A 24,693-nucleotide genomic window follows, 5' to 3' on the forward strand; every position below is an offset into this window, starting at 1 on the left:
GCCAGGCATTGAGGGGGTCGCGCACGCTCTGGTCGCCCCGGTCGCGCGCGGCCTCGATGACCGAGCGTGCCTCGGCGAGGTTCACGCGCCGGATCAGGTGCTTGACCGGCCCGATCGACGCCGGCCGCATCGACAGCGCGCGCAGGCCCGAGGCGGCCAGCGCCATTGCCTCCAGCGGCCGCCCCGCATCCTCGCCGCAGAAGCTGACGGGCGTTCCGGCGTCGTCGCAGCGGTCGGCGATCATCTGCACGATGTTCAGGAAGCTGACGTTCAGCGTATCATAGCGGCGGCGGACCCGCTCGTTTTCGCGGTCGGCGGCAAAGAAGAACTGCTTGAGGTCGTTGCCCCCGATCGAGACGAAATCGGTCTCTCTGAAGAACGCGGCCGAGGCGAAGGCCATCGACGGCGTTTCAACCATCGCACCCACCCGGATCTCGGTCGGCAGGGTGTGGCCGAGGCTCTGTTCATGGGCCACCTCCCGGTCGAGGATGTCGCGTGCGGCGCGGAATTCGTCCAGTTGCGCGATGAACGGGAACATCACGTGCAGCGGACGTCCCGCCGTCGCCCGGATCAGCGCCTGAAGCTGCATCCGCATGATGCCCGGCCGGTCGAGCCCGACGCGGATCGCGCGCCAGCCCAGGGCCGGGTTCGGCTCTTCGGGGCGCTTCATGTAGGGCAGCACCTTGTCCGACCCGATGTCGAGCGTGCGGAAGACCACCGGCTTGCCCTTGGCCGCGTCCATCACGCGCGCATAGAGGCGGGCGAGGTCGCCGCGCTTCGGCACCGAGCGGTTGGCGAGGAACTGCAACTCGGTGCGGAACAGGCCCACACCCTCGGCCCCCGAGCCGGTCAGCGAGGGCAGGTCGGCCATCAGGCCCGCGTTCATCGACAGCGCGATGGTCGTGCCGCACAGCGCCTGCGCCGGCTGGGTGCGCAGATCGGCGTAGCGTTCCTGCGCCTTGGCCTGCATGGCGATCTTGTCGCGGAAGGCCGCAACGATGTTGTCCTCGGGCCTCAGGTGCACGTTACCCTGCTCTCCATCGACCAGCACGTGGTCGCCGTTCAGCGCTTCGGTGGTGATGCCACGGGCGTGGATGACCAGCGGAATGGCCAGAGCGCGCGCGACGATGGCCGCGTGAGATCCGACCGAGCCTCCCTCGAGCACGATGCCCTTCAGCAAGCGCCCGTAATCCAGCAGGTCGCCTGGCCCGATATCGCGGGCGATGAGGATGGGGTCGGACGGCATCTCGGCGCCCGTCTCGCGGCCCTGACCGGTGAGGATGCGCAGCAACCGGCGCGACAAGTCGTCGAGGTCGTGCATCCGCTCGCGGAAATAGACGTCGCTGGCCGATTCGAGGCGGGTGCGGGCCGAGGATTGCTCCTTCTCGACGGCCGCCTCGGCCGACAGGCCGCGATCGATGTCCTCGCACATGCGCCGCAGCCACCCGCGAGAGTGCGCGAACATGCGGTACGTCTCCAGCACCTCGCGCTGGTCCTTGTCGACGACCTTGGCGTGGTCGAGCATGTCGTCGACGCTGACCTGAAGCTGTTCTACGGCGGCGGTCAGGCGTTCACGCTCGGCCTCGGGGTCCTCGGCCACGGGGTTCGTCACGACCACGCGCGGCTCGTGCAGCCAGACACGTCCTTCGGCCGTGCCTTCCTGACCGACCAGGCCGCGGAACAGGACGGGATGCTGGTGTCGTGCCGACAGGGCCGCACCCTCGTCCACGAAGGCGCCAAGCTCGGTCATCTCGGCCAGCACCATCGCGACCACCTCGAGCGCATAGACCTCGTCGTCGGTGTAGGTGCGCGCATCCTTGGACTGGACGACAAGGACGCCCAGCTTCTCGCCCAGCCGCTGGATCGGGATGCCGAGGAAGCTGGAATAGATCTCCTCGCCCGTCTCGGGCATGTAGCGAAACCCCCTGGTCGAGGGGGCGTCGGCTGCGTTGATGTTCTTGCCCAGCCGCGCCACGCGCCCCACCAGCCCTTCGCCCAGGCGCATCCGCGTCTGGTGGACCGCCTCGGGCTTCAGCCCCTCGGTCGCGCATAGCTCCAGCGTCTCTGCATCGCGAAACAAGTAGATCGAGCACACTTCGGTCCGCATCGAGCACGCGATGATCGAGGTGATGTGGTCCAGCCGTTCCTGCCCCTCGCTTTCCTCTGCGAGGGTATCGCGCAAACGCTTGAGAAGCTTGCGGCTCTCCGATTCGCTGCTCTGCTGCGTCATTCTCGCAGGTCCATCCCTCTGGCGCCCTTCGCAGGCTGCCCTTTTGTATAGGCCACCGTGCCGACAGGCGAAAGAAGCTTGCGGAAAGATCGCCGACGCGGTGCGGTCACTGCCCGTGCCGCGGGCGTTCTTGGCCGCCACGTGAGCGGCAGCGGTCCTGTGGTCCGGGCCTCTGCAGAGCGATATCGCATCCGATCAGTCGTCAGAGCCTCTTACAAAGCTCCGACGCGAATCCTACGGAATTCCTACCGCGCCTTTTCGAGTTCGAACGCGTCATGCAGCGCCTGGACGGCAAGCTCCATGTACTTGCGGTCGATCAGGACGGAGATCTTGATTTCCGAGGTGGTGATGACGCGGATGTTGATGCCCTCGTCCTTCAGCGCCGCGAACATCCGCGCCGCAGCCCCGGCATGGGACCGCATCCCGATCCCCACGACCGACACCTTCGCGACGTTGTCGTCCACCACCAGCTCGCCGTATTCCACGGCTCCCGAGGCCTCGATGGCCTGTTTCGCCCGCGCGACCTGATCCACGGGGCAGGAGAACGTCATGTCCGTCTTGCCGCCCTCCGAGATGTTCTGGACGATCATGTCCACGTTCACGCCGGCCTCGGCCAGCGGTCCGAAGATCGCCGCCGCTATGCCGGGGCGGTCCTCGACGCCCAGAAGGGTCATCTTGGCCTCGTCGCGCGAGTAGGCGACGCCGTTCACGACATTGGATTCCATGATCTCGTCCTCCGCGCAGACCAGCGTTCCCGCGGTCTCGTCATATTCCTCGAAGCTCGACAGCACACGCAGTTTCACGCCGAACCGCATCGCCAGCTCGACCGAGCGGGTCTGAAGCACCTTGGCGCCGAGCGAGGCCAGCTCCAGCATTTCCTCGAAGGCGATGCGGTCCAGCTTGCGGGCCTTGGCGGTGATGCGCGGATCGGTCGTGTAGACCCCGTCCACATCCGTGTAGATGTCGCAGCGCACGGCGTCGAAGGCGGCGGCGAAGGCGACGGCGGTGGTGTCTGACCCGCCCCGGCCCAACGTGGTGATCCGCCCTTCGGGGCTGATCCCCTGGAAGCCGGCAACGACGGCGACCTTCATGCCCGCGGCGAACTTCTCGTCGAGATTCGCGGTCGGGATTTTCTCGATCCGTGCCGCGCCGTGGGCGCCGTTGGTCTTCAGCGGCACCTGCCAGCCCTGCCACGACCGCGCGGGAATCTCCATCTCCTGCAGGGTCAGCGCCATGAGGCCGGCAGTCACGTTCTCGCCGCTCGACACGACGGCGTCGTATTCGCGCGCGTCGTACATGGGAGAGGTCTCGTTCACCCAGCCGACCAGCTCGTTCGTCTTGCCGGCCATGGCCGAGACGATGACGATCACGTCGTGCCCGTTCGCCACCTCGCGCGCGACGCGCTTGGCGGCCCGCTTGATGCGGTCCGGGGTGGCGACGGACGTGCCGCCGAATTTCATCACGAGACGCGACATCGCCCGTCCCTCCTTATGATCCGCGCGCCTCATAGAAAGAGGGGGGGCGGGGTGCAAGGGCCGGTTGGTGCCGGCGCATCAATCGGCAGTCGGCAGTGACGCGCAATGCGCCCCCGACGCGGCCGCGCCGGAGCCGAGCGCAAGAAACGCCGGCTGATCGTAGGGGTCCGGCGGCTCGGACGCGACGAGGTCGAAGGCCAGCAGGCCAAAGACGAGGACCAGCGCGATGGCGGCGGTAAGCTTGCGTGTCATCGGTCAGCCCCCAAGTCCGAGTTTCGGGCGCAGCTTCACCCCCACGGCCGAGCCGGCGAAGGCGGCAGCGAACCACGCCCAGCCGTGCAACGATCCGGTCGATATTCCCGAGAAGAACGCGCCGACATTGCAGCCGAAGGCGATCCGCGAGGAATAGCCAAGGGCGAGCCCCGCCACGATGGCCGACGCCCAGGCCTTTGCGGGATAGCTCGGCAGCTTCTGCGCGAAGCCCCCGCGCCACGCGGTGATGAGAAACGCGCCCGCGATGATCCCGAGGTTGGTCAGCGAGGTCACGTCGGTCAGCAGGCTTTCGGCGATGCGGTCCTGGTTCGGAGGCAGGCTCCAGAAGGCCGAGGCCTCGGTCGGGAGGCCGACGCTCGTCGCGCCCTTCGCGACCCACAGGCCAAGGCCATAGACCACGCCCCAGGGCTGGCCGGCGACGATCAGGTTCAGGACGGCGAGGCCGGCGAGCAGCACCGCCGCGATGACATAGCGGCGCTGGATGCGGCGATGCTCGGGCGGGGCGAGCCACAGCGCCAGTGCGGCCACGGCCGCCAGGCCCGCCAGCGTCAGGATCAGCCCGTCGGTGCCGTCGAGCGCGATCACCGGCAACGCGCCGAGGTTGGTCCACCAGATCAGGTTGAAGGCGCCGAGGAACGAGCCGATGGCAAAGAAGGGCAGGGCGAGCAGCCCGATCGGGTTGCCGCTGCCCGCGTTGACCAAGGTGCCCGACCCGCAGCCCATGACGAGCTGCATCGACAGGCCGAACACGAAGGCCCCGCCGACCATCGCAAAGCCGATGGGGGCATGCGCTCCGATCAGTTCCTGCCCGTGGGTGGCGAGGAGGGGGAAAGCCACCAGCGCCACCAGCCCGATCGACAGCAGGTGCCCGAGAAGCCCGTCCGGGTTGCGATCGACGATCATCCGCCGCCACGGCCCGGCGAAGCCGAACCGCAACCCTTCGAGTGTCGCGCCGAAGCCCAATCCGATCAGGAGAAGCGCGCCGTAGCGTGCCCCGGCCAGCGCCGAGACGGCGAGCGCAAAGACAAGCGCCGCCCCGATGAGAGCGACGCGCGTCAGGGTCGATGCGCCGTAGGGGGACGGAGGCGGTGCGACTTCGATATTGGACATGGGCTCTCCCCTTCCGGTGGTCTTCTCTCAGAACGCCGAGGTGATGTTGTTCCACATCATGCTCAGCGGTCCGGGCACGTTGGCCATCTCGTAGCCGGCATTTGACCAGCCGACCATCGACTCGGGGTAGAGCTTGACGTTCTCGACGCGTGCCAGCTCGGACAGGGCGAACCAGTTGGTCGCGGCCCAGTGGCCGGTATTGCAGAACGAGATGATGGATTCGGCGTCGGTGAAGTCCTGCTCGGCCGCGATGTTCCGCGCGGCGACGGCATCGACGACAGTTGGTCCGTCCGAGAACCAGCCGGCGTGCTCGAAATACTGGGATTGGGGCAGGGTGCCGGGCTTGGCGGCCGCGGGGTGCGCCTGCTTGCCGTTCCAGAAGCTCTCGGGGCGGGCATCGAGCAGCAGCGCCTCATCGCCGCCGCCGATCGCCTGCTGCACGTCCTCAGCTGTGGCGGTCCACTGGTCGTTCCAGGTTACCTCGATTTCCGAAGCCTCGACCTCGGCCGGTGCATCGGTCAGGTCGTAGCCAGCCTCGGTCCAGGCGTTGATGCCGCCGTTCAGGATCGACAGATCCTCGAAGCCAGACGATTTCAGCGTCCAATAAACCCGCGCTGCAGCGCCGAAATCGGTCTCGTCGGTGCCCTGGTAGGTGATGACGACGTGATCGTCCGTTTCGAGGCCGAGCTCGCGGTAGGCTTGCTCCAGTGCATCGGATGAGACGAGCGCACCGGGGTTCTCGGCGGGACCGCGAAATAGCTGGTAGGGCGCCGAGGCGGCACCCGCGACGTGGCCGCCGGCAAAGCCGTCATCACCCGAGCTGCGGATGTCGATCACCCGCACCTCGTCCAGCGAGGCTTCGAGGTCGGCGGGCGCGACGAGCGGTGCGAGATCGGCGGCCGACGCGGCAGAGGCGGTAAGGGCGAGCGCGCTGACGAGCGCGAAACGGGGCATCGTGGTCATGCGGGCGTCTCCGGTCATTCTTGGGTTCGGACGCCAATTGGTCCACGGAGCGCGCCAGTGCAAGTTGTCCCGGGTCCAGCGCCCGGGAACGTGGGTTCGTGAGGCGGCGGCGCACCGGAACATACGTTTTTTCCGCGCGACGTGTGATGGCACTCTGTCGGTGCACGGCTGCAAGGACCGGATCGTGCTTCCCTATCTGTCAGAAGCGGTTTGGAATGCGCGAGAGCGATTGGTGGGCATGAAGCTGCTTCGAGGCTGGATCATCGACGCGACCGCGGTCTTGGATCGGCGCGTACTTCCAAAGCGGAAACGATGGCTCCGAACATTCCCGCCTGCGAGCGGCTGTCGTCCCTTCGCGTTTCCGGGTGTGAACCTGCTTTCATGCGACGATCCACCCGTCCATGCGCGTTCCCTCCCGGAGGTGTCGGTCAGCCTTGACTCGTTCGTGCCGCACGGCCGGAAACACGATCCGAGCGCTCGCGAAGGGTGGTGGATTCGGGCCACCGTGTCGAGTGCGGGTAGCCCGAGGCCGCGGCGTCCGATCAGACCGGCTTTAGCAGCACCTTTCGGGGCATCATGGTGGAGGGCAGCTTCATGGCGCGCTCGAACGCAAGTGCCCGTGGACCTGACCGCCGCGCGGCGCTTTCCACTCGCGCGGATCGACAGCCGGCCCGGTGTGCCAATCCCTTCAAAGCGCTTCAGCAGCCGAGTTTTCGTACCAGCACCAGCGTCTCGGCGGCGACGGACCCGTCGGGACGGCACGCGGACAAGAGAGGGCGCAGTCCGCGCAGCGTGATCCGGTTTCGGCTGGCGTGGACCTGTCCCTCGACCGGGTAAGTCACCTCTGCTTCTGGACAGGGCGGGCTGATTGCATGGGCCGTCCCCTGCAACGCACCGTCGGTCTCGCGGCCCCGGAAGAGGAGGGCGCCCCGCTCGATCCCAAGATCCACAAGAACCGACGGCGGCCCTTGATAGCGCAGCACCCGGTCGGCGCCTTCGACGCTGAGGCGCAGGGTTGCGCCGTCCATATCCCAGCAGCTGCTGCCTGCCGTCGCCTGCACGGCAACGAGCGAAAGGGTCAATGCGGTGACGCAGCACACGCGGCTGCCGAGGCGGGTCCAGAAGGCGGTGGCCATGTCGTATGATCTCCCAGCTGGCCGCAGTCGGGTGCGGCTTAGCGTCAATTCGACAACATGGGCGCAAACGTCGCTACGGCAATCTGGCGCTCTGTCGCCATTCCTGACAACCGTACTAGGAATATTCAACGTCGCGGGCCTTACGCGTTGCTATTGCTATAGACTGTCGAAATGGTTGAAGGCGCGTTGCGCGACACAACCCCTTCGCGAGGACCCGAAATGGTTCAAAGTGACTTACAAGCGTCCGATCCCATCCGCGGCGCCATGCGTGGAACCAACCAGACGCGGGTGCGGGCGCATAACGAGCGCCTGGTGCTGTCGATCCTGCGCCAGGACGGGCCGCTCGCCAAGGCCGAGATTGCGCGACTGACGGGGCTTTCAGCGCAGACGGTCTCGGTCATCATGCGCGCGCTGGAGCAGGACGGCATGCTTCTGCGCGAGGCGCCGCGCCGGGGCCGGGTCGGCCAGCCTTCGGTGCCGATGCGGCTCAATCCCGATGCCGCGTTCTTTCACGGCATCGCCATTGGGCGCAGCTGGATCGAGCACGTGCTGGTGGATATGACCGGGGCGGTCCGCGCGAGCGACAGGCAGACATACGACTGGCCGGACTTCGACGTCGTTCTCGATCGTGTAGCCCGTTCGATCGACGCTCTGGAAGAGGTGCTGAATCCGGAGCAGCGCGCCCGGGTGGAAGGACTGGGCGTGGCGACGCCGGCCCGCATCTGGCATCTGGCGGACGAGGTGACTGTCCCGCGCGACAAGCTGCTTGCCTGGCAAAACAGGAACTTCGCCGCCGAACTGACCGAGCGGTGCCGCTACAGGGTTCAGGGCATCAACGATGCAACGGCGCCCTGCGCCGCCGAACTCGTCTTCGGCACGCATTGCTCCGAGCGTGACGCGTTCCTGCACGTCTTCATCGGCTATTACGTCGGCGGCGGGCTCGTCATCGACAACCATCTCTATACCGGCCCCACCGGCCGTGCCGGTGCCATCGGAACGCTTCCCATCGCGCAGGCGGATGGCAGCACGCGGCCGCTTTACGACCTCGCATCTCTTTACAGGCTCGGGCAGTTCATCGTCGCGTCGGGCAAGGACCTCGAGCCGCTGCTGAAGCTGCCGCTCGAATGGTCCAGCGTCGAGGACGAGATCGAGGCGTGGCTGGATCAGGTGGTTCCGGCTCTGGCGCACGCGGCCGTCACCGCGGTGTCGCTGGTCGACGTGCAGACCATCATGATCGACGGCTACCTGCCGGAAACCGTTCGCGCCCGGATCGTGCGCGAGGTTGCGCGGCGGATCGAAGAAACCGATTTCGCCGGCCGCGATCGTCCCGAGATCCGCGAGGGAACGGTCGGCCCTGTCGCGCGGGCGATGGGCGCGGCCTCGTTGCCTCTGGCCGCGCGCTTCCTCGTCTGAGCCTTAGCGGCGCCGGTCGCGGCGCGAGGACATGGGCTGGAACGCCACGCCGACATGCGCCTCGCAGTAGGGCTTGCCCGACTGCACCGGCAGACCGCAAAACCAGAAGTTCTCGCTGGCCGGGTCGCCGATCGGCCACTTGCAGGTCCGCTCGGTCAGTTCCATCAGGGTCAGCCGCTTCGACGTCTTCTCGACCTCGCGCACGGTGGCGAGAGCCTCGGCGCTGATCTCGTTGGCCGAGGGCTGCGGGGGCAGGGGCTGGCCGGCAGGCACGATCTGGCGGCGGGCCGAAACGGGCTCGTCCTCTTCCTCGTCGTCATCGTCCTCTTCGGCGGCGGGCGCGGCCTCGACCGGCTCATCCGCCACGGGCTTCTGGACGGACGGTTCAACCGCTTCGGTCACGACGGGCTCGGGCTCGGCTGGCGCAGCAGGTTCGACGACGGTCGCATCGACGTCACCACCTTGGGCGCGGTTCGACAGGCCCAGCCGGTGGACCTTGCCGATCACGGCGTTACGGGTCACGCCGCCCAGCTCCTTGGCGATCTGGCTGGCCGACTGGCCCTCGTTCCACATCTTCTTGAGAAGCTCGACGCGTTCGTCGGTCCAGGACATTGCACACCTCGGTTCGGAGAGAAGCGGCCTCTTGCGCCCGCTTGAGAAATTCGTTGAACGCCTATTCTAGTCATCCGTCACGGCCATAACAACCCGAGCAGGAGCCGCCCCATGTCCGACAGACCCGATACGCAGATGGGGGTGCGCCGCTTCGGCCGCTGGAACTGGCTTGGGATGATCACCCTGGCCGAACGGGAATGCCGCCGCTTCCTGGGCATCTGGGCGCAGACGGTCATGGGGCCGCTGATCAACGCGGGCCTTTTCCTGGCCGTCTTCGCCATCGCCATCGGCCCCACGCGCGGAGACGTGATGGGCGTGCCTTACGTCCAGTTCATGGCGCCGGGCCTTCTGATGATGACGGTGATCCAGAACAGTTTTGCCAACACCTCGTCCTCGCTTCTGGCCGCGAAGGTGCAGGGCAACATCGTGGACACCCTGATGCCGCCGCTTTCCGCCATCGAGATGACGGTAGGCTACCTTGCCGGCGGCGTCGCGCGGGGCGGGCTGGTTGCGGTGGTGATCGGCGTCGTGATGGTGCTGGTGCTGGGCACCGGCATGGCGCACCCGCTGGTGTTCCTGCTGTTCGTCCTTCTGGGTGCCCTGATGATGGGGGCGCTGGGGGTGCTTGCGGGCATCTACGCGTCCAAGTTCGACCAGATGTCAGCCATCACCAACTTCATCATCACGCCGCTGTCGTTCCTGTCGGGCACGTTCTACTCGATAGATGCGCTGCCGCCCGCGCTAACGGCGGCGAGCCATCTCAACCCGTTCTTCTACCTGATCGACGGAGCGCGTTACGGCACGCTGGGGGTGTCCGACGCGCCGCCGCTTCTGGGCGTGGTGGTGTGTCTCGGCGTGACGGCGGCTCTTGTGGCGCTGGCCTGCTCGTGGTTTCGCCGGGGCTACCGCCTGAAGGCGTGACCCGTTGCGGGACGCGGGAAAGGCGCCTATGCCTTCGCGCATGGGCAACCCGATCCGCATCATTTCGATCCTGCGACGCCGACGCAACCGCGTCTGAGCTTTGCACGCCCGTGCAGCACCCACATCGTTGACAGCGCCCGACCGGTGAGGCACCTCTCGGGCTTCATTTTCAGGATTCTGCCATGATCCCCGCGATCCTTCCGACGTACAACCGTGCTCCCCTGACCTTCGTCAAGGGCGAGGGCACATGGCTCTGGACGGAGGACGGGACGCGATACCTGGACGTTGGGGCGGGAATCGCGGTGAATGCGCTCGGCCACGCCCATCCTGCGCTGGTCGAGGCGCTGACCGAGCAGGCCGGAAAGCTCTGGCACGTGTCAAACCTCTACGACATTCCGAACCAGGAGCGCCTTGCGCAGCTGCTGGTGGACCACACCTTCGCCGACACGGTGTTCTTCACCAATTCCGGGACCGAAAGCTGCGAACTGGCCGTGAAGATGGCCCGCAAGTACTGGTCCGAAAAGGGCGAGGACCGCACGGCGATCCTGACCTTCGAAGGCGCGTTCCACGGCCGTTCGAGCGCCGCGATCGCCGCCGCCGGGTCCGAAAAGATGACCAAGGGCTTCGGCCCGCTCCTGCCGGGCTTCGTACAGCTTCGCTGGGGCGACATGGATGCGCTGCGCGCCGCGCTGACGTCGGACGTGGCCGCAGTGCTGGTCGAGCCGATCCAGGGCGAGGGCGGCATCCGCGTCATGCCCGACGCCGACCTGCAGGCGCTGCGAGAGCTGTGCGACGAGACGGGCACGCTCCTGATCCTTGACGAGGTGCAATGCGGGATGGGCCGGACGGGCCGCCTCTTTGCCCATGAATGGGCCGGCATCACGCCAGACATCATGATGGTCGCCAAGGGCATCGGCGGCGGCTTTCCCCTTGGCGCGGTGCTCGCCACCGAAAAGGCGGCCTTCGCCATGACCGCCGGCACTCACGGCTCGACCTACGGGGGCAACCCCTTGGCCTGCGCCGTCGGCGCCCGCGTGATGGAGCTGATGACCGAGGACGCTTTCCTGCCCCGCGTGAACGCCGCCGGCGGGCGCCTGCGCCAGGGGCTCGAAGGGCTCGTCGCCTCGCATCCGCAGATCTTCGACGAGGTGCGCGGCACCGGCCTGATGCTCGGCCTCAAGGCGCGCGTTCCCGCGGCCGAGCTGGTCAAGCAGGGCTACGCGCAACACCTCCTGACGGTGCCGGCCGGCGACAATGTCGTGCGCCTGCTGCCGCCGCTCAACATCACCGATGACGAGATTGCCGCCGCGCTCGACCGTCTCGATGCCGCAGCGACGGCACTCGAACAGGCCGTGTAGCTTCATCTTGCTAGAAATACTCTCGGGGGTCCGGGGGCAGACAGCCCCCGGTCCGACCGATCAAACCGGGACCGACCGATGCCGCATTTCCTCGATATCCACAAAACCGACAAATCCGACCTGCGCCAGATCATCGACACGGCCCGCGCCATGAAGGACAGTCGCAACGGACGTCCCAAGGCTGCCCCAGACGACGACCGCCCGCTGGCCGGCCACATGGTCGCGCTGATCTTCGAGAAACCCTCGACCCGGACTCGCGTCTCCTTCGACGTGGGCGTGCGCCAGATGGGCGGCGAGACGATGGTCCTGTCGGGCGCCGACATGCAGCTTGGCCATGGCGAGACCATCGCCGACACCGCCCGCGTCCTGTCGCGCTACGTCGATCTCATCATGATCCGGACCTTCGAAGAGGCGACGCTGCTGGAAATGGCCGAGCATGCTACGGTGCCGGTCATCAACGGGCTGACGAACCGCACCCATCCCTGCCAGATCATGGCCGACGTGATGACCTACGAGGAGCATCGCGGCCCGATCGCGGGCAAGAAGGTCGTCTGGTCGGGCGACGGCAACAACGTGTTTGCCTCCTTCGCCCATGCCGCGACGCAGTTCGGCTTCGACCTGACCTTCACCGGGCCCGAGCCGCTCGATCCCGAGCCTTCGCTGCATGACCGCATCACGATCGAGCGCGACCCGATGAAGGCGGTCGAGGGCGCCGACCTCGTGGTGACGGACACGTGGGTTTCGATGCACGACCCCCAATCCGCGCGCGAGCGGCGCCACAATCAGCTGCGCGGCTACCAGGTGAACGCGCGCCTGATGGCGCACGCCAAGCCCGATGCACTCTTCATGCACTGCCTGCCGGCGCATCGCGACGACGAGGTCACGTCCGAGATCATGGACGGGCCGCATTCGGTCATCTGGGACGAGGCCGAGAATCGCCTTCACGCGCAGAAGGCGATCATGCGCCACGCGCTGGGGATCTAGGGCGCGTCCATCGACTGCGCGAGGCGGATGCGGAACCCGGTTCCGGTGCCGCGCAGGCTTGCAAGGCTGCCGGCGCCAAGACCGGTGATGTCCGAGATCAGGGGGATTGAGGGGATCCACCCGTCCGGCGTGACGCTGACGGCGCAGCATTTCTCGAACGCGAAGACCTCGAGCGCCGCGCGCTCGGGGCGCCCTTCGGGAAGGGTGCGGATCTTTTCGACCATGAGGATGTGGCGGTCCAGCGTGGTCACGAGGACCTCGCCATTCTCCGGTCCGATCGGGACGACGATCAGGTTCGGCCCCGGCTCGCCCACGGGATCGCCGGCAAGGGCCGCAAGCCACCAGACCGGCGGCAGCGGGATGGCCCCGTCCTCGTCAACCTCGACGATATATGTGCCGGTGAAGCTGCTCATACCTCGCGCCTTTCACGCATCATGTAATGCGCCGCTGCGGCGATCCCAGCCGCGCCTGGTCATCGGGCATCGCGCAGGGCCCGGGCCAACTCGTCCTTGGTCATGTCCGAGCGTCCCTCGATCTCGGCGTCTTGCGCCATGTCGTAGAGCTTTGCCTTGCTGCGCCCGGCGAGGTCCGCCTTGCCGCGCCCGTTCTCGTCCGTGGCATCCTCGATCGCATCCAGAAGCTCCTGCTTTGTCATCGAGGGCCGGCCTTCGATGGCCAGGTCCGAGGCGCGCTCTTGCAGCGTTTCCTTGGTCGGGCCGTCGGACTTGATCTTGGCGACCTTGTCCTTCACGTCCTGCGGCTGGTCCACGTACTGACCCGATCCGCTCTTCTTCTTGCGGGTCGATCGGGCGTATTCGTCGTCGGTCAGCAGCATGCGCACCTTCTTGGGCAGGTAGCGTTCGCCTGACTCTCCGGACTCCGCGCCAGACTTCGTGCCCCAGTCCTCTTCGGTCCAGTTGTGAAGATCCGTCTCCTCTTGCTTTGGACTATCCTCTGCATAGCCACCGCCGCGCTTCTTGTATTCCTGCACAGCCATTTGCGCCTTGCGGGCCGACCACTGGCCGGGCTCGCCGCCCTTGTCGGACTTCGTCACCTCGTCCTTCACCTTCTCCCACAGTTCGGGTTCCGTCCTTTTCGCATCGCTCATCTCGGGCCCTCCTTTCGGGCTGAACGGTTGCGAGCGGCGGCGGGGTTCCTGTCTGACGCAGGCGTTATCGCGCTGCGTCGGAACGCATCGGGGCAGGGGCGGTTGTCACCGTAGATGACGCAGGGGAAGCGACATGCTACGCGCAACCATCATTCTTCTGGGAACCGCCGCTGCCGTTCCGGCCGCAGCGCAAGTCGAACAGGGGGCCAAGAACGTGCCCCGGTTCGAGCCCGCGTTCGAGAACCAGACACGCGCGCCCGCGGTAGAGACGGAGGCCGAGATCTCGGTCGACACCGTGACCGACGGGCTGGTCCACCCGTGGGGAATCGAGGTGCTGCCGGATGGCGATTACCTCGTGACCGAGCGCGCGGGAAATCTGCGAGTGGTCACGCGCGAGGGCGAGACGGGCGAGCCGATTTCCGGTGTCCCCGAGGTCGTCTCCCGCGACCAGGGCGGGTTGCTCGACGTGGCGCTCGCCCCGGATTTCGAGGACAGCCGGGTGATCTTTCTGACCTACGCCAAGCCGATGGGACAGGGCCAGACCGCCACCGCCGCCGCGCGTGGCGTCCTCAGCGAGGACCGGACAGAGCTGACCGAGGTAGAGGATATCTTTGTGCAGGAGCCGCCGGCGGACAACGCCATGCACTTCGGCAGCCGTGTCGTTCTGGATGACGGCTATGCCTACGTCACCACAGGCGAGCATTTCACGCCCACCTACCGCGAATTTGCGCAGGACACGGATAACACCTACGGCAAGATCGTGCGCGTGACGCAGGATGGCGAAATCCCGGACGACAACCCGTTCGCCGACGTGGAAGGGGCAATTGGCGAGATCTGGACGCTGGGCCACCGCAACATCCAGGGCGCCGACATCCGGCCCGAGACGGGTGAACTCTGGGCTCTGGAGCACGGCCCCGCTGGCGGCGACGAATTGAACCTGATCGAGCAGGGAGAGAACTACGGCTGGCCGGTGGTGAGCTACGGCCGGCAGTATGACGGCCCGCTGGTGGGCAGCGGCGAACCGCGCAGCGAAGAGTTCGTCGAGCCGCGCTATTACTGGGACCCGGTGATCGCGCCTGGTGGCTTCACCTTTTATGATGGCGAGATGTTCGAGGGATGGCAGGGCAACGTGCTGGCCTCGTCGCTCGTGCCGGGGGGGCTGGTGCGTCTGACACTCGATGGCGACACGGTCACCGGCGAAGAGCGGCTGGTCACTGATCGCGGCCGCATCCGGGATGTCGAAGTCGACCGGGATGGCGGCGTCCTTCTGCTGACCGACAAGGAGAACGGAGAGATCCTCCGCGTGACCACCGAAGGCTGAGCCGAGATTTGAGGCGAATGCTTGATATTCGGGAGCTTCCCGCTCCCGGATTTTCTGCATATGTTCCTGTCAGGTTGTCGGGGCGCGACGACAGGAGGCCCGATTGGCCAGCTACACCTCGAATCCCTTCATCGATGCGCTGACCGTCGGTTTTCGCGCGTCCAACACGGTGATCGATTACTACCTCGCCCCCTCTGGCGGGGCTTGGACGCAGGTCGAAGCCGATGCCTTTGCAAGGGCCACGGCGCTCTGGTCCGAGGTTGCAGGTATCCGGTTCCGCCGGGTATATGATCCGGCCGACGCTGATTTCTCCGAAAGCATATATTCCGATGCGGGCTCGCCGGGAAGTTTGGGTTCGCACGAGCTTTACATCGGCGACGGCAAAACGATCATGGATATCGAGATCGGCCGCTGGGGGACGCTTGACGGGCTTTACAATCGCGCCGGCTATGGCTGGGACGAAAATGACCCGAATGGCGGGCTGGTCCGCGGGGGGCTGGGCTTCACGACGATCCTGCACGAGATCGGGCACGGCATCGGTCTGGATCACTCGCATGCAGACCACGTTGATGATCCTCATGTCTTTCCAGGCGTCGGAACAGATACCAGCGCTTGGGGGGAACACGGTCTCAACGCCGAACTTTACACGCTGATGTCCTACCGCGATGGGCCGGATCTTCGTCCAACCTATGCCGGCATGGTGCACAACTGGGGCAAGGCCGGGGGTCCGATGACCTTCGACATTGCCGCCATTCAGAATCTCTACGGCGCGAACACCACGACGCGGACGGGCGATGATATCTACGTTCTGCCCGCTGCCGGTGGGATCGGAACATACTGGACCGCCATCTGGGACGCCGGCGGCACCGACACGATCGTCCATGGCGGGGGCGAGGATGCGGTTATCAACCTGCAGTCGGCAACACTCGAAAACGCGCCGGGCGGCGGCGGATACCTGAGTCGTGTCGGCAACACCTACGGAGGCTTTACTGTGGCGCAGGGCGTCGTCATCGAGAACGGCATCGGTGGGAGCGGCGCAGACACGCTACGAGGCAACGACGCGGCGAATCGGCTGAACGGACGCGAGGGTGTCGACACGATTCTGGGCGCAGACGGGAATGACACGCTTGAGGGCGCTGCGGGACAGGACAACCTTGCCGGCGGAACCGGGGACGATCTCCTTTTTGCAAGCACCGAAGCCGCGTTCTCGAACTACGACTGGTTCGAGCCTTTCGGAACCCTTGTGCAGGCGTCATCGGCGAACTGGATAGGCCCCAGCACATCCTTACCAACAATCGATTCGGCTGGAGAAGACGGGTTGTTCGTCTAACCCTCGATGTTGCGCGCGGCCCTGGCTCCGCTCTTGATCAGCGGCTGGTTCTGATGTCGGCCGCTTGTTCGATCCTTCCCTTTCAATAGCAGGTGCTTTCTGCTGCGAATCCTCCGCGGCGTTGAGAAAAATCGCACACTTACACAGACGCTGCATACAAGTAGGTCTCGTTCCTTGATTTTCGAAAGGTTTCGAACGATTATCCTGTCGTAATCTCCGCAAGGGCCGTAAATTGTGCAGGATATCATCGAGGCTCTCACACTCGCGATCGGTCTCGTTCTTTCGGGCGACCCTGATCTGCGCGAGATCGTCGTTCTGTCGCTGCGGGTGAGCCTTTCGGCCACGGCCGCTGCGTGTCTCGTGGGGCTGCCGGTCGGCGCATTGCTGGCCGTGTCTCGCTTTCCGGGCCGAGGGGCGGCGATCGTCGTAATCAACGCGCTGATGGGCCTTCCCCCGGTTGTGGTCGGCCTCCTCGTCTACATCCATTTCTCAAGATCGGGGCCGCTGGGCTTTCTGGGCTTACTCTACACGCCGACGGCTATGATCGTGGCCCAGACCATCCTCATCACGCCCATCGTCGCCGCGCTGTCGCGGCAGGTGCTCGAAGATCTGCACGCCGAATATGCCGAACAGTTCCGGTCGTTCTGCCTCAATCGGCGGCAGACGGTGCAGGCGCTGATCTGGGACGCGCGCTATGCACTGCTGACGGTGGGGCTTGCAGGGTTCGGCCGGGCGGTGGCCGAGGTCGGCGCGGTCATCATCGTCGGCGGCAACATTGATCACCTGACGCGCGTAATGACCACGGCGATCGCGCTCGAGACGTCGAAGGGTGACCTGCCGTTGGCGCTCGCCCTTGGGATCGTCCTCCTGGTGCTCGCGCTGGGCGTGAACGCTGGCGTACAGATGCTCCGCCAGACTGCGACGCGGAGCGCCCATGTCTGACGCGGAACTTCCCCTCGCCACGAGCCGTGCGCGCGAAACCGCGCCGCTCTTGCCGCTCGATGTGTCGAGGCTGGCCCTCGTCCTTCGCGGAGCGGCGGTGCTCGACGGGATCGACCTGCGGCTGGCCGGCGGTGGCTGCACCGTCGTGATGGGCCCCAACGGCGCGGGCAAGAGCCTGTTTCTCAAGGCGATCCACGGGCTCGTGCCCCCGACGCGCGGCGAGATTTCGTGGAACGGCGTGCCGGCGACGCGCGCGACGGCGCGGCAGGCGCTGGTGTTTCAGGCGCCGGTTCTCTTGCGTCGGTCGGTTGCGGTCAATCTCGATTTCGTGCTGAAGGCGCGCGGGCTGGACCGCAGCCGCCGTGATGCCGCGCTGGCCGAGGTCGGTCTTCTGGACAAGGCGCGCCAGCCCGCGCGCCTGCTGTCAGGCGGGGAGCAGCAGCGCCTCGCCCTTGCCCGAGCCCTCCTGACCGACCCCGAGGTGCTGCTGCTGGACGAGCCGACTGCCAGCCTCGACCCCGCCTCGGTCGTGGCGATCGAGGCGATCGTCCGGGCGGCGCGGGCGCGGGGCGTCCGGATCGTCTTCGTCACCCACGATGTCGGCCAGGCCCGACGCATGGCCGACGACGTCGTGTTCCTGCACCGCGGCCGCGTGGCCGAACACAGCGCCGCCGACCGCTTCTTTCCCGTGCCTGCCAGTCAGCCGGCGCGGGATTTCCTGGACGGCAAGATTGTCGTCTGAACCTCGGAAAGGGAGAGCCCCATGTTCACCAGACGCAACTTCGCCGCAGCGACCTTAATAGCACTGGCCGTGCCCGCTTTTGCGCAGGACCAACCGGTCCTGGTGCAGTCGACGACGTCCACGGCAAATTCGGGGCTCTACGACTACCTCTTGCCAATCTTCGAGGACGAGACGGGCATCGGGGTGGACGTGGTGGCCGTCGGCACGGGGCAGGCGATCCAGAACGCCCGCAACTGCGACGGGGACCTGCTACTGGTCCACGCGAAACCCGCCGAAGAGCAGTTCGTGGCCGATCGCTACGGGACCGAGCGGACGGACCTGATGTACAACGACTTCGTCATCGTCGGCCCCGCCTCGGACCCCGCCGGAGTCGCCGGGATGCAGGATGCGCAGGACGCTCTGGCGCAGATCGCTGAAAAGGGCGCCGGCTTCGCGTCGCGTGGGGACGACTCGGGGACCTACAAGAAAGAGATGTCGCTCTGGTCCGGTGCCGGCGTCGACCCGACGGCAGGATCGGGCGGCTGGTACCGCGAGACGGGTTCGGGCATGGGAGCGACCTTGAACACCGGGATCGGCATGGGCGCCTACGTGATCACCGACCGCGCAACGTGGATCAGCTTTGGGAACAAGCAGGATTACGAGATCCTCGTCGAAGGTGACGGCGACCTGTTCAACCAATACGGCGTCATTCCGGTCAGCCCCGAAGCCTGTCCCAGCGTGAATGCCGACGGCGCGCAGGTCCTTGCGGATTGGCTTCTGTCGGATGAGGGGCAAGCGGCAATCGCCGCGTACGAGGTGGACGGGCAGCAGTTGTTCTTCCCCAATGCGCCTGAACGGAACTGAGGTCAGGCCATGACGAGCACCCCGGCAGATGCCCCCGCCTACCTGACGGTAAAGGAACTCGCCCAGCTTCTGAGGATCAAGGAGCGCAAGGTCTATGACCTCGCCTCGTCGGGCCAGTTGCCGGTGTCGCGGGCGACCGGCAAGCTGCTATTTCCCGCCAACGAAGTGCGGGCGTTCATCGACGGCGCGAGAGGCCAGCCGGCTGCGCCGCCACCGCGTCCGCCGATCCTACTGGGAAGCCATGATCCGCTGCTCGACTGGGCCCTGCGAGAGTCCGGGTGCGGCCTTGCGGCGTGGTTCGACGGGTCCGAGGACGGCCTTGCGCGCTTTGCGGCCGGGGGCGGGGTTGCGGCCGCGCTGCATATCCATGACGCGGTGCGGGGGGAGTGGAACGTGCCTGCAGTCACGCGGGAGTGTTCGGGGATGAACGCGGTTCTGCTGGGCGTGGCGACCCGCCGACGTGGTTTCGTCGTGCGGCCGGGTGCGCGTCGGCCGGCGGATTTCGGCGACTTGAAGGAACTTCGGCTCGTACCGCGGCAGAATGGGGCGGGAACGGAGATCTTGTTCGATCACCTCGCCAAGGCTGCGGGATTGGAGGTCGAGGGCCTGGACCGGGCTGCCACGGCCCGGACCGAGACGGATGCCGCGCAGGCCGTGGCCCGCGCCGAGGCCGATGTGACCTTTGGGCTCGAGGCGGTGGCGCGATCCTACGGCCTCGACTTCGTGCCCGTGATCGAAGAGCGCTTCGACCTGCTGGTCGACCGCGCCGCCTGGTTCTCGGGTCCGATGCAGACGTTCGCGGCCTTCTGCCACAGCCCGTGTTTTGCCGCACGGGCGGCGGATCTGGGTGGCTACGAGGTCTCGGGTTTCGGTGCGGTGCGTTGGAACGCATAAGTTCACGCGAAGGCGCACGACAAATCCTGCCGGCACCGCTTCCCCCTCGCCGCCGGCCTGCTACCATGGGCCCATGTCCATCTGGTCCCGAATTCTCGATGCGCTTTCGGCGCTGCGCCACGGCGAAGGTCTTGCCGCGGTGTTCGACCGTCTTTCGACTCCGCCCGAGCGCTCGGTCGGCTTCACCATCGCCGTCATCGCGCTGGGCGCGAAGATGGCCAAGGCCGACGGTGAGGTCACGCGGGTCGAGGTGACGGCCTTCCGCGAGGTGTTCCACATTCCGCCAGACGCCGAGGCCGCCGCCGGCCGGGTCTTCAACCTCGCCCGTCAGGACGTCGCGGGCTTCGAAGACTACGCCGTGCGCATCAGCGCCATGTTCAAATCCGAGGCCGACACGCTGGTCGACCTGATGGACGGGCTGTTCCACATCGCGGTGGCCGACGGGGCGTATCATCCCGATGAAGAGGTCTTCCTGCGCCGCGTGCAGGAGATCTTCGGCGTGTCGGAAAGCTGCTACCGCAAGGTCCGCGCCCGGCACGTGCCCGACGCGCCGCCGGACCCCTACGAGGTGCTCGGCGTGACACCTGATACGCCGCTGGAGCAGGTCCGTGCCGCCTGGCGCCGCGAAATCAAGGAAAGCCACCCGGACCGCATGATCGCCCGCGGCGTCCCCGAAGAGGCCGTCCATCTGGCCGAGCGGCGCATCCATGCGCTGAACGCCGCGTGGGAAGAGATTGCCGCAGGACGCGCCTGAGCGTGCGCAGGACGCCGTTGACGAGGCCCGCGGGCTCGGCCAGACGATAGCGCGCGTTCCCAGCCACGAGCAGACGATGACGTTCCGCGACCGCCTCGCCGCCCTTCTTTCCCGCGCCACGACGCGCAACGCGATCACGGCGGTGATCGTAATCAACGCCGTGACGCTGGGCCTCGAGACCTCCGAGGGCGCCATGGCCGTCGCGGGTCCGCTGATCGTGGGCATCGACCGGATCTGCCTGACGATCTTCGTGGTGGAGCTTCTGTCGAAGATCTACGCCTTCGGGCCGCGCTTCTTCCGCAATGGCTGGAACGTCTTCGACTTCGTCGTGGTGGCCATTGCGCTCGTTCCCGCGTCCGGCGGGCTCTCGGTTCTGCGGGCGCTGCGGATTCTCCGCGTGCTGCGCGTGATCTCTGTCGCGCCGCGACTGCGCCGAGTGGTCGAAGGATTCCTGACCGCATTGCCGGGCATGGCGAGCGTGTTCCTGCTGATGGCGCTGATCTTCTACATCGGCGCCGTCATCGCAACCAAGCTCTTCGGCGCGGCCTTCCCCGAGTGGTTCGGCGACCTCGGCCGCTCGGCCTACACGCTGTTCCAGGTCATGACGCTGGAAAGCTGGTCGATGGGCATCGTGCGCCCGGTGATGCAGGAGTTTCCCTACGCCTGGGCCTTCTTCGTACCGTTCATCATGGTCACGACCTTCGCCGTGGTGAACCTGATCGTCGGTCTCATCGTGAACTCCATGCAATCGGCGCACGAGGAAGAAAGCGTCGCCGCCACGGATGCCTATCGGGACGAGGTGTTGAAGCGGCTCGACGCAATCGAGCAGCGCCTGTCCGAGCGCTAGGCCACCGTCGACAACACCGCACGCGCCTCGGCGTGGCGGATTCGGATGGCGGTCAGGTAGGCCTCTTCCATCGTCTGGCTCGCGGTCTGGATCGCGTCGGCGACGTGGCGAACCAGGCTCTCATTCGCGCCGGCGTCGATCTTGCGGATCGTCTCTTGCGCCAGTTCGTCGGCCACCTGTTCCATCAGCGTCATCGCTCAGTCCTTCCGTCTTTTGGCCCTAAGGGTTGGATCGGCCTGCGTGGGATCGTCGGGCCAAGGGTGCCGGGGGTATCGCGCGCGCATGTCCTTGGCCACATCGGCATAGCTGCCAGCCCAGAACCCCGGCAGGTCCTGCGTGACCTGCACGGGGCGGTTCGCGGGGCTGAGCAGGGTCAGCTTCAGCGGTCGCCCGGCGACGGTGGGGTGGCGCGTCATGCCGAACAGCTCCTGCACGCGGATGGCGACTTCGGGGGTCGCGCCGCCATAGTCGATGGGCACGCGCCGGCCGAGCGGCGTCTCAAGATGCGCGGGCGCCTCGGCGTCGAGGCGCTGCATCTGGTCGTAGTCGAGCCGCGCACGAAGCGCCGGCAGGATGTCGAACCGCTTCCAATCCTCGGCCGTGCGGATGCCGGTCAGGAACGGCAGGAGCCAGTCTTTGGCCTCGGCCAGCAGCGCCTGTTCGGAGGTGTCGAAGAGTCCGGCGAGGGCCACGCGAGACAGGAAGCGGCGGGTGGCGTCGTTCGGGTTCAGGCCAAGCTCGCGGATGCCGTCGAGCATGGCGCGCGCGACGGCGTCGGGCGGCGCGTCCGGCCACGTCCGGTCGTCGAGCGCAATGGCACCAAGCCGCTCTTGCCGGCGTGTCACGACGCGGCGGTCGCGGCGGGACCATTCGCAGATGTCGACCCAAGCAATGCGCGAGGCGTGGACGGCGCGAAGATCGGCCTCGGAGATGGCAATGGCCTGCCGGACGGTCGCCTCGCGCGGGTGGCCGTCGGTGTCGGTGACGACGATCAGCCGTTGCCCCGCAAGCGGATCGCTTTCCGCCATAGCCGCGCCCTTGCCGCCCGAGAGCAGCCAGCGCGGCGCGTCGCCGGGGCGGCGGAGGCCGACCCGGTCGGGATAGGCGAGCGCGGCGGCCTGCGCGGGCGTGAGATCGGCGCGCTCCCCCGCGTGACGCTTGAGGCGCCTTGCCTCTTCGCGGATGCGCTGCACGGCGCCTTTTGCGACATTGAATCCGGCTGGGTCGCGGAGAGCGCGCAGGCGTAGCGTCAGGTCCACGCCCCGGTCGCGCAGGATGTCACGATCCGACAGCATCGCCGCCAGTTCAGCCGCGTCCGGACCCGCTGAATGCAGCATATGTGCAAGTCTGGGATGCAGAGGGATGGCCGCGAGCGCCCGCCCGTGATCGGTGATGGATCCGCCGTCCAGCGCGCCGAGGCCAGTCAGAAGCGCCTGCGCCTCGGCCAGCGCGCCGGCAGGGGGCGGCGTCAGGAATGGCAGGGCGCTGCCGCCCGGATCGCCCCAAAGCGCGAGTTCAAGCGCGAGGCCTGTCAGGTCGGCGACCTCGATCTCGGGCGGGGCGAAGGCGGGCAGGGCACCGTCCTCGCCCCTGGTCCACAGCTTCCATGCCGCGCCCTCGGCCACGCGCCCGGCGCGCCCCGCACGTTGTGTGGCCTCGGCCCGGCTGACACGCTCGGTCACCAGCCGGGTCATGCCGCTGCCGGGGTCAAAGCGCGCACGGCGGGCCTTCCCGCCATCCACCACCACACGCACGCCTTCAATGGTCAGCGAGGTCTCGGCCAGGGCGGTCGCGAGCACGACCTTGCGCCCGGCTGAGGGGCGGATCGCGCGGCGCTGCTCGGCAAAGGGCAGGGCGCCATAGAGGGGCAGCACCTCGACGCCCGGCAGGTCGAGACGAGCCATCGTCCGACGAATCTCGCCCTCGCCGGGCAGGAAGGCGAGAACGCCGCCCTCTTCCTCGGCCACGGCACGGCCGATCAGGTCCGCCATGGCGGCATCGAAACGGGTGCCCTTGGGCAGCGGCTGGTCGAGCCACCGGGGCGTGACGGGAAAGGTGCGCCCCTCGCTCGTGATGATGGGGGCATCGAGCAGCCGTGCCACGGGCTCGGCGTCGAGCGTGGCGGACATGACGATCACGGCCAGATCGTTGCGCAGGGCCTGCCGGACCTCCCACACCAGCGCGAGGCCCAGGTCGGCGTTGAGCGAGCGCTCGTGGAATTCGTCGAAGATCACGCAGCCGATCCCGGCAAGTTCAGGATCGTGCTGGATGCGGCGGGTGAGGATACCCTCGGTCACGACCTCGATCCGGGTGGCGTCGCTGGTCACGCGCTCGCCGCGGATCGCGTAGCCGACGGTCTGACCGACCGGTTCGCCCAAGGTCTCGGCCATTCGCTCGGCCGCCGCGCGCGCGGCGAGGCGGCGGGGTTCGAGCATCACGATCCGCCCCTGGACCTGGTCCAGCAGGGCCAGGGGCACGCGGGTCGTCTTGCCCGCGCCCGGCGGCGCCTGCAGGACCACACGGCCGCGGGCGGCCAGGGCGGCGCGGATCTCGGGCAGGACGGCGTCGATGGGCAGCTCCATGGCGCCGGGATAGCGACCCGCTCTGGACAAGCCCAGCCCTGCCACGCATCAACACGGCATGGACCGATCCACCCTCGCCACCCGCCTCAAGCAGGGCGACCGCCGGGCGCTGTCGCGCGCCATCACGCTGGTCGAATCGACGCGCGCGGATCACCGGGCCGAGGCCGTGGCATTGCTGGCCGAGGTCGCGGACCCCTCGCGGCAGGCGCTTCGGATCGGGCTGTCGGGCACGCCAGGGGTGGGCAAGTCGACCTTCATCGAAGCGTTCGGCAAGATGCTGACGGGGCAGGGTCTGCGAGTCGCCGTGCTGGCGGTCGATCCCTCGTCGAGCCGCTCGGGCGGGTCGATCCTGGGCGACAAGACCCGGATGGAAGAGCTGTCGCGCGACCCGAACGCCTTTATCCGCCCGTCGCCCAGCCAGACCGAGCTGGGCGGCGTGGCGCGGCGGACGCGCGAGGCGGTTGCCCTCTGCGAGGCCGCCGGTTTCGACGTGGTCATCGTCGAAACTGTCGGCGTCGGCCAGTCCGAGACGATGGTCGCGCAGATGACGGACCTGTTTGTTCTGCTGCTCGCTCCGGGCGGCGGAGATGAGTTGCAGGGCGTGAAGCGCGGCATCATGGAGATCGCCGACATGATCCTTGTCAACAAGGCTGACGGTGAGACGAAGCGACAGGCGGAGGCGACCCGGGCGGATTACCAGGGCGCCCTGCGGCTGCTGCGCAAGCGCGAAGGCGACCCCGACGGGTTTCCCAAGGCGCTTCCCGTCTCGGCCGCCGCGCGCGAGGGGCTGGCGCCCGCGTGGGAGCAGATGCGGGCGCTTGAGGAGTTCCGGCGCGAGACGGGGCACTGGGACCA

General features: G+C 67.1%; 24 protein-coding genes. 13 read left to right on the forward strand and 11 right to left on the reverse strand.

The window, feature by feature from the left end:
• From ptsP to ACFDS3_RS12585, 6 genes are all read right to left on the reverse strand, one after another.
• The coding region (gene ptsP, locus ACFDS3_RS12560; protein WP_375262696.1) for a phosphoenolpyruvate--protein phosphotransferase at positions 1–2,230 on the reverse strand (2,230 nt) is incomplete at its 3' end.
• A gap of 245 nt (positions 2,231–2,475) precedes the next feature.
• Entirely contained in the window at positions 2,476–3,705 is a 1,230-nt protein-coding gene (locus ACFDS3_RS12565; RefSeq protein WP_375262697.1) for an aspartate kinase, read from the reverse strand.
• A 78-nt stretch (positions 3,706–3,783) separates the two neighbouring features.
• Entirely contained in the window at positions 3,784–3,957 is a 174-nt protein-coding gene (locus ACFDS3_RS12570) for a hypothetical protein (RefSeq protein WP_375262698.1), read from the reverse strand.
• A 3-nt stretch (positions 3,958–3,960) separates the two neighbouring features.
• The gene (locus ACFDS3_RS12575) at positions 3,961–5,088 is read right to left on the reverse strand and encodes a YeeE/YedE thiosulfate transporter family protein (protein ID WP_375262699.1); all 1,128 of its coding nucleotides are present in this window, start codon (positions 5,086–5,088) and stop codon (positions 3,961–3,963) included.
• A gap of 27 nt (positions 5,089–5,115) precedes the next feature.
• A complete protein-coding gene (locus tag ACFDS3_RS12580; protein WP_375262700.1) occupies positions 5,116–6,051 on the reverse strand; it encodes a sulfurtransferase in 936 nt (311 codons plus the stop codon).
• Between the two features lie 698 nt (positions 6,052–6,749).
• On the reverse strand, positions 6,750–7,187 hold the full coding sequence (locus ACFDS3_RS12585) for a hypothetical protein (RefSeq protein ID WP_375262701.1): 438 nt from the start codon (positions 7,185–7,187) through the stop codon (positions 6,750–6,752).
• 219 nt (positions 7,188–7,406) lie between these two features.
• On the opposite strand from ACFDS3_RS12585, the gene ACFDS3_RS12590 reads away from it, so the two are divergent.
• Positions 7,407–8,600, forward strand: coding sequence for an ROK family transcriptional regulator (locus tag ACFDS3_RS12590; protein WP_375262702.1), 1,194 nt, complete (start codon positions 7,407–7,409; stop codon positions 8,598–8,600).
• A gap of 3 nt (positions 8,601–8,603) precedes the next feature.
• Here the strand turns inward: ACFDS3_RS12590 and ACFDS3_RS12595 are convergent, their stop codons facing one another.
• Complete coding sequence (locus ACFDS3_RS12595; protein ID WP_375262703.1) at positions 8,604–9,212, reverse strand: GcrA family cell cycle regulator; 609 nt, start codon at positions 9,210–9,212, stop codon at positions 8,604–8,606.
• A gap of 111 nt (positions 9,213–9,323) precedes the next feature.
• On the opposite strand from ACFDS3_RS12595, the gene ACFDS3_RS12600 reads away from it, so the two are divergent.
• From ACFDS3_RS12600 to argF, 3 genes are all read left to right on the forward strand, one after another.
• Positions 9,324–10,133, forward strand: coding sequence for an ABC transporter permease (locus ACFDS3_RS12600; protein ID WP_375262704.1), 810 nt, complete (start codon positions 9,324–9,326; stop codon positions 10,131–10,133).
• Between the two features lie 182 nt (positions 10,134–10,315).
• Complete coding sequence (locus tag ACFDS3_RS12605) at positions 10,316–11,491, forward strand: aspartate aminotransferase family protein (protein WP_375262705.1); 1,176 nt, start codon at positions 10,316–10,318, stop codon at positions 11,489–11,491.
• Positions 11,492–11,569: 78 nt separating this feature from the next.
• Positions 11,570–12,475, forward strand: a complete 906-nt coding sequence (gene argF, locus ACFDS3_RS12610) for an ornithine carbamoyltransferase (protein ID WP_375262706.1) — start codon at positions 11,570–11,572, stop codon at positions 12,473–12,475.
• Here the strand turns inward: argF and ACFDS3_RS12615 are convergent.
• Positions 12,472–12,888, reverse strand: coding sequence for a hypothetical protein (locus ACFDS3_RS12615; protein WP_375262707.1), 417 nt, complete (start codon positions 12,886–12,888; stop codon positions 12,472–12,474). The genes argF and ACFDS3_RS12615 overlap by 4 nt on opposite strands.
• Before the next feature lie 59 nt (positions 12,889–12,947).
• Entirely contained in the window at positions 12,948–13,583 is a 636-nt protein-coding gene (locus ACFDS3_RS12620) for a DUF5872 domain-containing protein (protein WP_375262708.1), read from the reverse strand.
• Between the two features lie 133 nt (positions 13,584–13,716).
• Between ACFDS3_RS12620 and ACFDS3_RS12625 the strand changes: the two genes are divergently transcribed.
• The 8 genes from ACFDS3_RS12625 (at position 13,717) to ACFDS3_RS12660 (ending at position 21,256) form a co-directional block, all read left to right on the forward strand.
• Positions 13,717–14,904 carry a PQQ-dependent sugar dehydrogenase gene (locus ACFDS3_RS12625; RefSeq protein WP_375262709.1) on the forward strand — a complete coding sequence of 396 codons (1,188 nt, stop codon included), beginning with the start codon at positions 13,717–13,719 and terminating at the stop codon, positions 14,902–14,904.
• 103 nt (positions 14,905–15,007) lie between these two features.
• Positions 15,008–16,234, forward strand: a complete 1,227-nt coding sequence (locus tag ACFDS3_RS12630) for a M10 family metallopeptidase C-terminal domain-containing protein (RefSeq protein ID WP_375262710.1) — start codon at positions 15,008–15,010, stop codon at positions 16,232–16,234.
• Positions 16,235–16,468: 234 nt separating this feature from the next.
• Positions 16,469–17,176 (forward strand): ABC transporter permease, encoded by a 708-nt coding sequence (locus ACFDS3_RS12635; RefSeq protein ID WP_375262711.1) that lies wholly within the window; start codon positions 16,469–16,471, stop codon positions 17,174–17,176.
• The gene (locus ACFDS3_RS12640) at positions 17,169–17,918 is read left to right on the forward strand and encodes an ATP-binding cassette domain-containing protein (RefSeq protein WP_375262712.1); all 750 of its coding nucleotides are present in this window, start codon (positions 17,169–17,171) and stop codon (positions 17,916–17,918) included. Before ACFDS3_RS12635 ends, ACFDS3_RS12640 begins: the two co-directional genes overlap by 8 nt.
• A 21-nt stretch (positions 17,919–17,939) precedes the next feature.
• Complete coding sequence (locus ACFDS3_RS12645; protein WP_375262713.1) at positions 17,940–18,761, forward strand: substrate-binding domain-containing protein; 822 nt, start codon at positions 17,940–17,942, stop codon at positions 18,759–18,761.
• A gap of 9 nt (positions 18,762–18,770) precedes the next feature.
• Complete coding sequence (locus ACFDS3_RS12650; protein WP_375262714.1) at positions 18,771–19,655, forward strand: substrate-binding domain-containing protein; 885 nt, start codon at positions 18,771–18,773, stop codon at positions 19,653–19,655.
• A 73-nt stretch (positions 19,656–19,728) separates the two neighbouring features.
• Positions 19,729–20,409, forward strand: coding sequence for a TerB family tellurite resistance protein (locus tag ACFDS3_RS12655; RefSeq protein ID WP_375262715.1), 681 nt, complete (start codon positions 19,729–19,731; stop codon positions 20,407–20,409).
• Between the two features lie 76 nt (positions 20,410–20,485).
• On the forward strand, positions 20,486–21,256 hold the full coding sequence (locus ACFDS3_RS12660; RefSeq protein WP_375262716.1) for an ion transporter: 771 nt from the start codon (positions 20,486–20,488) through the stop codon (positions 21,254–21,256).
• Here ACFDS3_RS12660 and ACFDS3_RS12665 read toward each other — a convergent pair.
• A complete protein-coding gene (locus ACFDS3_RS12665; protein WP_375262717.1) occupies positions 21,253–21,450 on the reverse strand; it encodes a hypothetical protein in 198 nt (65 codons plus the stop codon). The two genes, ACFDS3_RS12660 and ACFDS3_RS12665, sit on opposite strands and share 4 nt — an antisense overlap.
• Before the next feature lie 3 nt (positions 21,451–21,453).
• Positions 21,454–23,838: an ATP-dependent helicase HrpB gene (hrpB, locus tag ACFDS3_RS12670; protein ID WP_375262719.1), complete on the reverse strand. Its 2,385-nt coding sequence runs from the start codon at positions 23,836–23,838 to the stop codon at positions 21,454–21,456.
• Between the two features lie 58 nt (positions 23,839–23,896).
• On the opposite strand from hrpB, the gene meaB reads away from it, so the two are divergent.
• Positions 23,897–24,693: methylmalonyl Co-A mutase-associated GTPase MeaB (gene meaB / locus ACFDS3_RS12675; protein WP_375262718.1), on the forward strand; the 797-nt coding region annotated here is incomplete at its 3' end.

Source organism: Palleronia sp. (genome assembly GCF_042089775.1).
Taxonomy (GTDB): domain Bacteria; phylum Pseudomonadota; class Alphaproteobacteria; order Rhodobacterales; family Rhodobacteraceae; genus Palleronia.

Excerpts from the sequence above, each read along its gene's own strand:
- ACFDS3_RS12625 (WP_375262709.1), top strand. The coding sequence starts at position 13,717 with ATGCTACGCGCAACCATCATTCTTCTGGGAACCGCCGCTGCCGTTCCG.
- argF (WP_375262706.1), top strand. The coding sequence starts at position 11,570 with ATGCCGCATTTCCTCGATATCCACAAAACCGACAAATCCGACCTGCGC.
- ACFDS3_RS12620 (WP_375262708.1), bottom strand. The coding sequence starts at position 13,583 with ATGAGCGATGCGAAAAGGACGGAACCCGAACTGTGGGAGAAGGTGAAG.
- ACFDS3_RS12615 (WP_375262707.1), bottom strand. The coding sequence starts at position 12,888 with ATGAGCAGCTTCACCGGCACATATATCGTCGAGGTTGACGAGGACGGG.
- ACFDS3_RS12565 (WP_375262697.1), bottom strand. The coding sequence starts at position 3,705 with ATGTCGCGTCTCGTGATGAAATTCGGCGGCACGTCCGTCGCCACCCCG.
- ACFDS3_RS12660 (WP_375262716.1), top strand. The coding sequence starts at position 20,486 with ATGACGTTCCGCGACCGCCTCGCCGCCCTTCTTTCCCGCGCCACGACG.
- ACFDS3_RS12600 (WP_375262704.1), top strand. The coding sequence starts at position 9,324 with ATGTCCGACAGACCCGATACGCAGATGGGGGTGCGCCGCTTCGGCCGC.
- ACFDS3_RS12665 (WP_375262717.1), bottom strand. The coding sequence starts at position 21,450 with ATGACGCTGATGGAACAGGTGGCCGACGAACTGGCGCAAGAGACGATC.
- ACFDS3_RS12645 (WP_375262713.1), top strand. The coding sequence starts at position 17,940 with ATGTTCACCAGACGCAACTTCGCCGCAGCGACCTTAATAGCACTGGCC.
- ACFDS3_RS12655 (WP_375262715.1), top strand. The coding sequence starts at position 19,729 with ATGTCCATCTGGTCCCGAATTCTCGATGCGCTTTCGGCGCTGCGCCAC.
- ACFDS3_RS12585 (WP_375262701.1), bottom strand. The coding sequence starts at position 7,187 with ATGGCCACCGCCTTCTGGACCCGCCTCGGCAGCCGCGTGTGCTGCGTC.
- ACFDS3_RS12605 (WP_375262705.1), top strand. The coding sequence starts at position 10,316 with ATGATCCCCGCGATCCTTCCGACGTACAACCGTGCTCCCCTGACCTTC.
- ACFDS3_RS12575 (WP_375262699.1), bottom strand. The coding sequence starts at position 5,088 with ATGTCCAATATCGAAGTCGCACCGCCTCCGTCCCCCTACGGCGCATCG.
- ACFDS3_RS12570 (WP_375262698.1), bottom strand. The coding sequence starts at position 3,957 with ATGACACGCAAGCTTACCGCCGCCATCGCGCTGGTCCTCGTCTTTGGC.
- ACFDS3_RS12580 (WP_375262700.1), bottom strand. The coding sequence starts at position 6,051 with ATGACCACGATGCCCCGTTTCGCGCTCGTCAGCGCGCTCGCCCTTACC.
- hrpB (WP_375262719.1), bottom strand. The coding sequence starts at position 23,838 with ATGGAGCTGCCCATCGACGCCGTCCTGCCCGAGATCCGCGCCGCCCTG.
- ACFDS3_RS12650 (WP_375262714.1), top strand. The coding sequence starts at position 18,771 with ATGACGAGCACCCCGGCAGATGCCCCCGCCTACCTGACGGTAAAGGAA.
- ACFDS3_RS12595 (WP_375262703.1), bottom strand. The coding sequence starts at position 9,212 with ATGTCCTGGACCGACGAACGCGTCGAGCTTCTCAAGAAGATGTGGAAC.
- ACFDS3_RS12590 (WP_375262702.1), top strand. The coding sequence starts at position 7,407 with ATGGTTCAAAGTGACTTACAAGCGTCCGATCCCATCCGCGGCGCCATG.
- ACFDS3_RS12640 (WP_375262712.1), top strand. The coding sequence starts at position 17,169 with ATGTCTGACGCGGAACTTCCCCTCGCCACGAGCCGTGCGCGCGAAACC.